At 54.4% G+C, this 9,932-nt stretch carries 14 protein-coding genes; 13 read left to right on the plus strand and 1 reads right to left on the minus strand.

The window, feature by feature from the left end; genetic code table 11:
• The first annotated feature begins 47 nt into the window (after positions 1-47).
• Genes AC2FJ5_RS07305 through AC2FJ5_RS07340 form a run of 8 tightly spaced genes read left to right on the plus strand, consistent with a single transcriptional unit; the run spans position 48 to position 5,239 of the window.
• Positions 48-686, plus strand: coding sequence for a group III truncated hemoglobin (locus AC2FJ5_RS07305; protein ID WP_496792924.1), 639 nt, complete (start codon positions 48-50; stop codon positions 684-686).
• The gene (locus AC2FJ5_RS07310) at positions 683-1,423 is read left to right on the plus strand and encodes a DUF2189 domain-containing protein (RefSeq protein WP_496752082.1); all 741 of its coding nucleotides are present in this window, start codon (positions 683-685) and stop codon (positions 1,421-1,423) included. Before AC2FJ5_RS07305 ends, AC2FJ5_RS07310 begins: the two co-directional genes overlap by 4 nt.
• Positions 1,424-1,714, plus strand: a complete 291-nt coding sequence (locus AC2FJ5_RS07315; RefSeq protein ID WP_496705629.1) for a TehB-like domain-containing protein — start codon at positions 1,424-1,426, stop codon at positions 1,712-1,714.
• Entirely contained in the window at positions 1,704-3,323 is a 1,620-nt protein-coding gene (ccoN, locus tag AC2FJ5_RS07320; protein ID WP_496789131.1) for a cytochrome-c oxidase, cbb3-type subunit I, read from the plus strand. The genes AC2FJ5_RS07315 and ccoN overlap by 11 nt, the downstream gene beginning before the upstream one ends.
• A 6-nt stretch (positions 3,324-3,329) precedes the next feature.
• Complete coding sequence (ccoO, locus tag AC2FJ5_RS07325; protein WP_271949886.1) at positions 3,330-4,061, plus strand: cytochrome-c oxidase, cbb3-type subunit II; 732 nt, start codon at positions 3,330-3,332, stop codon at positions 4,059-4,061.
• Positions 4,058-4,225: a cbb3-type cytochrome c oxidase subunit 3 gene (locus AC2FJ5_RS07330; RefSeq protein WP_281973918.1), complete on the plus strand. Its 168-nt coding sequence runs from the start codon at positions 4,058-4,060 to the stop codon at positions 4,223-4,225. The genes ccoO and AC2FJ5_RS07330 overlap by 4 nt, the downstream gene beginning before the upstream one ends.
• Positions 4,216-5,088: a cytochrome-c oxidase, cbb3-type subunit III gene (gene ccoP, locus AC2FJ5_RS07335; protein WP_496792925.1), complete on the plus strand. Its 873-nt coding sequence runs from the start codon at positions 4,216-4,218 to the stop codon at positions 5,086-5,088. The genes AC2FJ5_RS07330 and ccoP overlap by 10 nt, the downstream gene beginning before the upstream one ends.
• Positions 5,089-5,113: 25 nt before the next feature.
• Positions 5,114-5,239 (plus strand): hypothetical protein, encoded by a 126-nt coding sequence (locus AC2FJ5_RS07340; RefSeq protein ID WP_271949891.1) that lies wholly within the window; start codon positions 5,114-5,116, stop codon positions 5,237-5,239.
• 33 nt (positions 5,240-5,272) lie between these two features.
• Here the strand turns inward: AC2FJ5_RS07340 and AC2FJ5_RS07345 are convergent, their stop codons facing one another.
• Positions 5,273-5,737, minus strand: a complete 465-nt coding sequence (locus AC2FJ5_RS07345) for an RrF2 family transcriptional regulator (protein WP_281973916.1) — start codon at positions 5,735-5,737, stop codon at positions 5,273-5,275.
• 106 nt (positions 5,738-5,843) lie between these two features.
• Here AC2FJ5_RS07345 and AC2FJ5_RS07350 point away from each other — a divergent pair, with 106 nt between their 5' ends.
• Genes AC2FJ5_RS07350 through AC2FJ5_RS07370 form a run of 5 tightly spaced genes read left to right on the plus strand, consistent with a single transcriptional unit; the run spans position 5,844 to position 9,792 of the window.
• Complete coding sequence (locus AC2FJ5_RS07350) at positions 5,844-6,353, plus strand: cupredoxin domain-containing protein (RefSeq protein WP_496792926.1); 510 nt, start codon at positions 5,844-5,846, stop codon at positions 6,351-6,353.
• Positions 6,354-7,814, plus strand: a complete 1,461-nt coding sequence (locus tag AC2FJ5_RS07355) for a cbb3-type cytochrome c oxidase subunit I (RefSeq protein ID WP_496792928.1) — start codon at positions 6,354-6,356, stop codon at positions 7,812-7,814.
• Between the two features lie 2 nt (positions 7,815-7,816).
• A complete protein-coding gene (locus tag AC2FJ5_RS07360) occupies positions 7,817-8,413 on the plus strand; it encodes an SCO family protein (protein WP_496792929.1) in 597 nt (198 codons plus the stop codon).
• A complete protein-coding gene (locus tag AC2FJ5_RS07365; protein ID WP_496705621.1) occupies positions 8,410-8,970 on the plus strand; it encodes a hypothetical protein in 561 nt (186 codons plus the stop codon). Before AC2FJ5_RS07360 ends, AC2FJ5_RS07365 begins: the two co-directional genes overlap by 4 nt.
• Positions 8,971-8,976: 6 nt before the next feature.
• Positions 8,977-9,792 (plus strand): formate/nitrite transporter family protein, encoded by an 816-nt coding sequence (locus tag AC2FJ5_RS07370; protein WP_496792930.1) that lies wholly within the window; start codon positions 8,977-8,979, stop codon positions 9,790-9,792.
• Positions 9,793-9,932 lie beyond the last annotated feature (140 nt).

Consider the following 9,932-nt stretch of genomic DNA (forward strand, 5'->3'; position numbering starts at 1 on the left):
CACAGTGATATCTTTGCACCGGCGGACTAAGCCGACAGCTCCTTAAATTGCCGAAACGGACAGACACCGGGCGTGATTTGTCCTTTGCGGATTATGTGAACCACTTCTATTCCGTCGAGCGTTTTGCCGTGGTTGTCGACGGCTGGGTAAAGATAGACCCACGCGCCTTTCCCCTTGATGTAGGTCGTACCATTCACACTATAATAGGTATTGACAATACCTATTACCGTGCGCAGATAGTGAGGCGTATCGTTAAGGTAGATCCGATGACTCGTACCATGCCAATTCGGCCACATATGTTTGACATCACAGCGGATGAAATCGCGACTTTGGTCAACCGGTTCTATGCGCACATCAGAGTGCATCCTGATCTGGGGCCGGTATTTGACAGGGCAATCGAAGATTGGCCGGAACACGAAGAAAAGATCGCAGCCTTTTGGCGCGGCGCCATTCTACGAGAGACAGGCTATTCGGGTAACCCGATGCAGGTTCACCTGGCGAACTCTGAAATCCTGCCAGAACATTTTCGCCTGTGGCTCGACCTGTTCGAAGACACCGCAAAAAAAGCCCTTAAACCTGCAACCGCCGAAGCGTTCTCACATTTGGCCAGGAGGATCGGTAAGGGCTTGTCATTCGGAATTGAGAACTTTCGTCGAGAGGCTGACGCTCCGCCGGTGTTGTCATGACGGTCTCTGTCTATACCAAAGCTCAGGTCATCTCTGATCCTCCGGCACGCGTTGTCAAACGTTGGCTGCAGGCGGGCTGGGGCGACGTGAAACGCAACCCGGGATATTCCTTGCTTTACGGTGGTTCACTCGTAGTTCTGGGGTGGATTTGCGTTGCGGCCCTGATGCTCAACGATCTTGGTTGGGTTTTGTTGCCTTTGCTAGCTGGCGGCGTTTTGGTCGGACCACTTGCAACGATTGGTCTTTATTCCGTAGCAAGCGGTAAAACAGGGCTCAGAGCGGCCACGGGTCAGATTACGTTGGTGGGCGTCATACTGATGGTTTTTGCTCTCATCTGGATTCGCGCGGCCACAGTTATGTTCGCCATAGTCTACGGGCTGCGCCCATTCTCAAGCTTCGCAGATACGCTGCTTTTGCTGATTACTACGTCATCAGGATGGGCGCTGTTGATCGCAGGATCAATCGTTGGCGGGCTGTTTGCGGCATTAGGGTTTGCGGTGTCAGCGTTTTCATTGCCAATGCTGATCGACCGCCAGATCGATGGCTTCTCGGCTATGGGGCTCAGCTTTAACGCCACCACTCACAACTTCAAGCTTTGCTTGTGCTGGGGAGCCATCATCACTCTTTTGACTTTGGTTGGAATACTGTCCGGGCTACTGGGTTTGGTCGTGGTGTTCCCATTGCTCGGGTACGCGACCTGGCATGCTTATGTCGAGCTTTTTCATGGAGATGCATAAATGACCGAAGCGCTTCCAAAAGGCGTGGTGCACTATGCGACCTCGCGGTTTACGCATGAGACATTGCCAGAAAAGCTGCGCAAAGATCACAGCACCAAAGCGGATGTCTGGGGTCAATTGGCTGTGCAACATGGGCAGCTTCTACTGTGCCGGGATGACAAGGATGACCTAGTTCTGGGCGCAGGGGATACTGCTGTGTTCGCACCACAGGAAACTCATTCGGTGAATCCGATTGGCGAAGTCGAGTTTGAAGTACGCTTCCACCGGCAGGAGGCACCCGATGCAGCGTGAGAGTTTTCTTGAGGATGCTGCCGTCCTGTGTGCCCTTGCTTTGATCTTTGTCGGTGGCGTAGCCATACTTGGCTGGGGGGTTCCTACCGCCTACGTGCTGCATGGTTGGTTGATCGCAATAGCCGCTGGTTGGGGGTTGATGTGGATGATCAACCGTTTGAGCGAGGCCCCAAAGGACATCCCTTTAGAATACAATGACAAGGTCATTCGGTTTGGTGTCATCGCCGCGCTGATTTGGGCAATCATAGGGTTCACGGTTGGCGATATCCTCGCCTGGCAGTTGGCGTTTCCAGCACTGAACGGCGATATGTTCTGGTCGAACTTCGGCCGTTTGCGCCCGGTTCATACATCTGCCGTGATTTTTGGTTTTGGCGGCAACGCGTTAATCGCGACGTCGTTTTATGTGGTCCAACGTACCTCGCGCGCCAGATTGGCCAGTGAATCGCTGCCCTGGATGGTGTTCTGGGGGTACAATCTGTTCATGGTCCTTGCGGCGACCGGCTACCCCTTGGGGATCACCCAATCCAAGGAATATGCCGAACCGGAATGGTATATGGATCTGGTTTTGCTGATCGTCTGGGTTGGTTATCTAGGTCTGTACCTAAAGACGCTCTCTCGCCGGGCCGAACCGCATATCTATGTGGCTAACTGGTACTACCTGGCCTTTATCGTCGTCATCGCGATGCTGCATACGGTGAACAACCTCTCGGTTCCGGTTTCCATCGCTTATCCCAAAAGTTACTCGCTGTTTTCCGGCACACAGGATGCAATGACGCAATGGTGGTATGGGCACAATGCTGTTGGCTTCCTGCTGACCGCCGGGTTCCTAGGGATGCTGTATTACTTCTTGCCCAAAGCTGTGAACCGGCCAATCTACTCTTACCGAATGTCAATTGTTGGCTTCTGGGGGATCACCTTCCTGTATCTCTGGGCTGGCTCACATCACCTTCACTACACGGCACTACCGGACTGGGTTCAGTACCTTGGTATGACCATGTCGATCATCCTGCTGGTCCCCAGCTGGGCCTCTGTGTTCAACGGAATCCTTACGATCAACGGGGCTTGGGATAAGGTCCGGACGGATCCGGCGGTCCGGTTTATGATGGTCGCGATTCTGTTCTACGGACTGTCGACATTCGAAGGGTCGTTCATGGCGATCCGTCCGGTCAATTCGCTGAGCCACTACACGGATTGGACCGTCGGCCACGTACATGCCGGCGCGTTGGGCTGGGTCGCCTTCATCACCTTTGGTGCCATGTATAAAATGGTGCCCTGGATTTGGAAACGAGATGGCGTGTATTCATTGCGGCTGGAGGCATGGCACTTCTGGCTCGCCCTGAGCGGGACGCTGATTTACGTCGGCGCAATGTGGAACAGTGGCATCACACAATCGCTGATGTGGCAGACCTATGATGCGGATGGTGCGTTTCTTTATTCCTTCCTCGACAGTGTGATCGCAATGCATCCTTACTATGTCGCCCGTGCGATCGGGGGGCTGCTGTATCTGATCGGAGCGTGCATCGGTGCATACAACATCTACATGACGGTCAGTGGGCCGCGGCAAGCCGAGACCAGGCAATCCGGACCTTTGGTCCAGCCGGCGGAGTAGCAGCCCATGAGTACACAACACCAAAAGCTTGAACGCCATTCACTTGGCTTTGCGATGGCCATCCTGCTGGTTGCATCAATCGGTGGCATTGTTGAAATCGCCCCTTTGTTCACCATCGAAAACACGGTGGAAGAAGTCGACGGCATGCGGCCCTACACTCCGCTGGAACTAGCCGGGCGCGATATTTATGTGCGCGAGGGCTGCTATGCCTGCCACAGTCAAATGATCCGCACCCTACGGTCGGACATCGAACGATATGGGCACTACAGCCTGGCCGCCGAAAGCATGTATGACCACCCTTTCCAATGGGGCTCGAAACGTACAGGGCCGGACTTGGCGCGAGTTGGCGGTAAATACTCTGACGCATGGCATGTGGCGCATCTGGAAGCGCCGCGAGAGCTGGTGGAAGGCTCGATCATGCCTGGTTATGCGTTTTTGTCTGACGCGCGGCTGGAAACAGGCCACCTGCCTGCCTCTTTAAGAGCCCTTAGCCGCGCCGGGGTGCCTTACACAGATGCTCAGATCGAAAATGCGGAAAAGGATGCTGCATGGCAAGCAGATGCCGAGCAATATTATGAAGGTGAACTGCAAGAAAGTTACGGTGAAAACGTTCAGGTCAGGGATTACGACGGGCACCCGAGTGAGTTGACGGAAATGGATGCCCTTGTGGCCTATCTGCAGGTTCTTGGCACATTGGCCGATCTGGATTCGTTAAACCTTGAGGAGGTTCAACGATGACACATGATACGGTTCTCGTTTTCTCCAAGACCTGGGGTGCAATCTACCTGCTGGTCGTCTTTCTTGCCGCAGTTGTCTGGACCTACTGGCCCTCACGGCGAAAAGTCTACGATGACGCTGCGCAATCTCCGCTGGACCATCAGGAGGATCAGCCGTGGCGCTAAAGGAAAAGGATCCGATTTCCGGTACTGATCTGACCGGCCACGAGTGGGACGGTATCAAAGAGTTGGACACACCTGTTCCCTGGGCGGCCCGATGGGCTTTGTGGATCAGTATCATCATCGCAGCACTGTTTTGGGTGTTCTACCCATCCTTCCCAGGTGCGCGCGACTATGCAAAAGGGCTGTTGGGGTATTCATCCCGATCAGAGGTTGTTGCAGAACTTCAGCAAGCGAATGCTGATCGTGAAATGACATTTGCGCCTTTTGCGTCACAGGATCTCGAAGAACTGGCCGCAGACCCAACACTGGAGGCAAGGTATAGCGCGTCGATTTCCAAGCTTTACGCTGACAATTGTGCCGCTTGTCACCGGAATGATCTGAAAGGGCAGCCTGGTTTTCCCGATCTGGTAGACGGACATTGGCTGTGGTCAGGCGCACCGGAAGAGGTTGAGGCGACCATACGCTATGGGATCAATGCGCAGCATGACGATACACGGATTGCACAGATGCTGGCGTTTGGCGCAGACGGCATGATCGAAAAGCAGCAGGTTGAAGAGGTTACAGAGTTTGTCTTGGCCCTCTCTGGAAAGCAGCATGATGCGACGGCGGCTGGCGCCGGTAGATTGATCTTCGAAGAAAACTGCGCGGCCTGTCATGGCGGTGACGGGCGCGGGGGCTATGAAATCGGCGCGCCCGATCTGGGTGATGAACGCTGGATCTATGGAGGCGACCGGGATGAGATTTACCATAGCATTTATCACGGTCGGCAAGGTGTAATGCCTGCGTGGGAAGGACGTCTGAGCGACGCCCAGATTCGAATGCTCACGTTGTATCTACTGTGGAATGCAGAAGATGCACCAAGTTGAAGAAAATCCACGGTTCCGAAGGGCAATGTATCTGATGATACTGGTCCTTCTGGTCGGCTACATCGGGTTCAAGGCATGGCACCTTTCCATGGCTTTCGAGGCATGGGAAGGGCAGGCGATTGAAAAGGCTGTGCCTGGCGCGGCCAAGTAACAATCAAATTATTATAGGACTACAGTTTGCGTATTAATCGCTTGATGCCAGCGCATGACTGACTTCCAACGCTCGGATCAGGTTTTTCATGCCACGGTTTCCTTCCAATACGTCCTGTAAAGTCTTGGTGTCCAAGGCAGCAAAAAACGCCTCCTGAGCTTCGTTCAGAATTGGCAACAATCCACAAGCGGGCGTCATTACACAACAGCCGCCGTCTTCCTTCATGCATTCCACCAAAGGTGTGCCGCGTTCGGATTTTCGTAGTAGGCCGCCAATCGATATCGCATTGGGAGGTAGGGCCATACGCATGCCACCGTTGCGCCCACGCATGGATTCTACATAGCCCTCGTGTGTAAGCCACTGCGAGATCTTGGCCAGGTGATTAAAGGGCAAGTTTTGCATAGCCGCGATCTCACGCGTCGACATCAACCCTTCTTCGTGGGTGGCAAGATGGATCAGGATGCGCAGGGCATAGTCGGAGAACTTGGTAATTTGCATAGTTATTCTTCCCATAAAAAATAGGCTTTGAAAATACCTATTTTATTGACATCTTTTTCTTGCCTTTATAATGGGTATTTATAATACCTAATATGGGAGATGGCTCATGCAGCCCGTTGTGTTATTGATCTCGCTGATCCTGATGGCAGTGCTGTCACTTGTCTTCTGGTTGGCCGTGCGGGCTTCTGATGGGCCGGAACCCGGACCCAAGGCCAACTCGAAACGTTCGGGCTTGATCTGGGCAATGACGATTGTCGGCGTAATTGTTGCGGTTGGCACATTGCGACCGTGGCCGCATGCCGTAGCCAGCACAGACGACGCCTTGACCGTCTCTATCACCAGCGGGCAGTGGTGGTGGGATATCGACACCGTCGAGATCCCCGCTGGATTACCCATAAAATTTAGCGCCACGACCGAAGACGTTACCCACGGATTGGGCATTTACACCTCAGATCTTCGCCTTCTGACGCAGGTCCAGGTGATCCCGGGCTACACAACCGAAGTCACGTATACGTTCGATGATCCGGGCTCCTACCAGATCCTGTGCATGGAGTTCTGCGGAGTGGCACATCAGGACATGGTCAACGAATTCGAAGTCGTCGCGGTGGAGGAATAATTGAGCACTGCATCTGAACCTTTTGCGGGGAAATCAATCGCCGCTGAACCTCAAACCGGAGCAGTCAAGCTCACGATGATCCTTTCAGGCGTGGTTTTTGCCTTGATGATGGTCTTTGGCCTGATCATGCGCGCCGCGCAAGGTCAATGGATCGAAGTGGATCCGGCATTGTTCTATCAGCTCCTGACGGCCCATGGTGCCGGAATGGTCGGTACAGCGGCGCTGTCTGGCGCCGCGATCATGTGGTATTTTTGCAGACGTCACATTGTCCTGACAGCTGCAATTTTCTGGGCTTTCCTTGCCCTGTTCCTGTTGGGTCTAGTTCTGATCCTAGGCTCGATCTTTATTGGCGGATATGGAGGCGCATGGACATTCCTGTTTCCGTTACCGGCAATGTCCGGCGGAGCGTGGGAAGCGGGTGCAGCTGCAACGTTTATGCTGGGTTATGTTTCAATTGGCGTTGGTTTTCTGCTATATTACCTCGGGCTTGGCCGCCAGATCCATGCCCGCTATGGCAATCTTGTCCGGGCGCTAGGTTGGAATCTGATCCTCGGGCGAGAGGACGACAATCCTCCACCACCAACCATCGTTGCAGCGGCGGCGGTGACCATATTCAATTCGATCGGGATCATCCTGGGCGCAGCGGTTTTGGTGGCAAGCCTTGTCCATCTGCTGGTACCGGGATTTGAAGTTAATGCGCTGCTGGCCAAGAACCTGATCTATTTCTTTGGCCACGTTTTCATCAATGCCTCGATCTATATGGCGGTGACTGCGGTTTATGAAATCCTGCCGGAATACACCGGCAAGCCTTGGAAATCGAACCGTCTGTTTGCGATAGCCTGGAATGCGGTACTGATCTTCGTGATGGCTGTATACTGGCACCATCTGCTTCAGGATGTGGTCATGCCACCCTGGATGCTGGTGGTCGGGCAATTGGTCTCGTACTTCAGCGGCATTCCCCTCATTGCGGTCACGGCGTTTTCCACATTCCTCTACGTGCGCGGCTCAAAAATGACCTGGGATCTGACGTCCTCGCTGCTGGTTCTGTCCGTTGCAGGCTGGGCGGTTGGCTCAATCCCCGCGTCGATCGACGGAATGATCAGCGTGAACAAGGTGATGCACAACACTATGTGGGTCCCGGGGCATTTTCACACCTACCTGCTGCTGGGCGAGGTGGCGATGGCTTTTGGTTTCATGGCCTGGCTGGTCCGTGGCAAAACGATCGCCCAGATGAGCGGGTTGGACCGTGTCGCCTTTGTGACCTACCTCGTGGGTGCTGCTGGGTTTGTGACAGTGTTTCTGTTCTCTGGCGCGGCTTCGATTCCCCGCCGTTGGGCAGTGCACTATGAAGAATGGCTGATGCACGACCGTATAGGCACTTTGTTCAGCGTGCTGATCGTGTTGGCAACATTGGCTTTTGTTTTGCGCTTTGTGTTGCGTCTTGGGCGGAGTAACGGCTGATGATGGCGCGCGCTCTTCCATCGGTTCTGGTCGCAATCATGGGCCTGGGAATGCTCAGGCATGCCACAGACGGAGGGCAGGCATTCACTAGCGAAGCCGCGCGGAGACTGGATGTGGAACGCGCTCCACGTCCAGTTCCAGCCCTGCAACTGGAAGATATGTCAGGTCAGTTGCTGCCTCTGTCACCGCAAGGGAAAGAGGTGGTTCTGGTCGAGTTCATCTACACTGTCTGTGGCGACATCTGTCAGATTGCTGCAGCGGATTTTGCCGAGATCCGGGATCAACTGGAGCTGCGTGAAGTGCCCGTCCGGATGATCTCGGTCAGCTTCGATCCTGAGCGGGATACACCAGAGCAAATGGCGACTTACGGAGAGGTTCATGAAGCGGACGGCAAAATGTGGACCGTCGCGCGGCCGAAGTCAGAAGATTTACCGGCATTGTTGAAGCTGTTTGACGTGACCGTCATCCCGGATGAGTGGGGCGGGTTTCAGCACAATGCCGCGATCCATGTGATTGACAGCGACGGCAGATTTTCGGCGGTGTTTGATACCGATGCGATCGACGCTGTTCTAAACCATTTGGAGGAGCGCAACTCATGAAGTTGCTTGGTCTTGCCTTCCTCGCGGCGGCCGAAGCTGTCGCACTTCGTTATGCGGTCATTGAAAGCCCGATCCAGCATGTCTTGGTGCAGATGCCATTGCTGGTTTTGGCCGGGGTTTTGTTGGCCTGGAACAGGCAGGTTCGGCAAGAATGGGCGGTTCCATTGCTGCTTGTGGCTTTGACTGTCTTTCTGTTCTGGATGTTGCCAAGAAACGTTGATTGGGCGCTGACTCCAACAGGTGAAACGGTCAAATACCTAAGCTTGCCACTGATGTTGGGCGTTCCTCTAAGGGTGTCCTGGCCACGGCTGGGTCCGGTCCTGAAGGGGTTTTTGAAGGCGAACGCGCTGTCGATGCTGGGCGTGTTGGGATTTCTGTACACGCATGCACCTGTCAGGATCTGCAACTCCTACCTGGTCTCGGCTCAGAAGGATCTGGGCATGGCCTTTCTCTACCTCGCTGCTGGCTTGGCCTGTCTCTGGGCTATCCCGATCCTGTTTGGAATTCCAAACGGCCAAAGGTCGAACGCGACCAGCTGCGCAAGCTGTGGAGTGTAATACGAAATGACCTATGCTGACACAGTCATTGGGTTTGCAGAACTGGCGCAAAAGAAAAGCGTCAACCTGCGAGTAGATCCAATCGCCTTTCTGATCCTCGCAGTAAAGGCAGGTGCGTTTGTTGGGGCGGGCATCTTGCTGATCTTTTCTGTCGGACAGGGCGCGGATCCATCCATCCGTCCCATCGTCATGGGGGCTAGCTTCGGTATCGCCTTGACCCTTGTGGTCTTTGCAGGGGCCGAGCTGTTCACCGGTCACACCATGTACATGACGCACGGATTGCTGGCCAAAAGCACTGCGTGGTCGGATGTGCTGCGGTGCTGGTTTGTCAGTTGGGTAGGAAATCTGTTAGGGGCCATATTGTTGGCATTGCTGTTCGTCGTAGGCGGTGGCGGGCTTATCCTGGGAGCAGGAGAAGACGCTTTGCTTTACAAGGTAGCCGCCAAGAAGATGCACGGCACCGAGTTGGAGCTGTTCGCCAAAGCGATCCTGTGCAATTGGCTGGTTTGTCTCGCCTTGTGGTGTTCGGCGCGCGCAAAAGACGATGTTACCAAATGCATCGTCATCTTCTGGTGCCTGTATGCATTTATCGCCGCCGGGTTTGAACACAGTGTTGCGAACATGACTGTGTTTTCACTGGCGCTGCTCTCAGATCATCCCGACAGCATCACTCTGGCTGGAGCCGCCCACAATTTGACGTATGTCACCTTGGGCAACGCATTCGCCGGTGCCGGGATCATGGGCTACGGCTATTGGCGAGCGGCGTCGAAGCCCACGGTCAAGGGTATCGCGACGCCCGCGTCAACCAGACATCCTGTCTAGTGAGGGCGTGATCATGAGCGTGACACAACCTGTCAATATCCCCGTCTCCAAAGACCGATAAGCAAATGCCGGGCCTGTGTCTGGGGCCGAGCAACTCAAAAAGGTAGGATCACTCACAATCTCCAACTGGATGTATTCGC

The organism is Ruegeria sp. CDSA221, assembly GCF_059611825.1.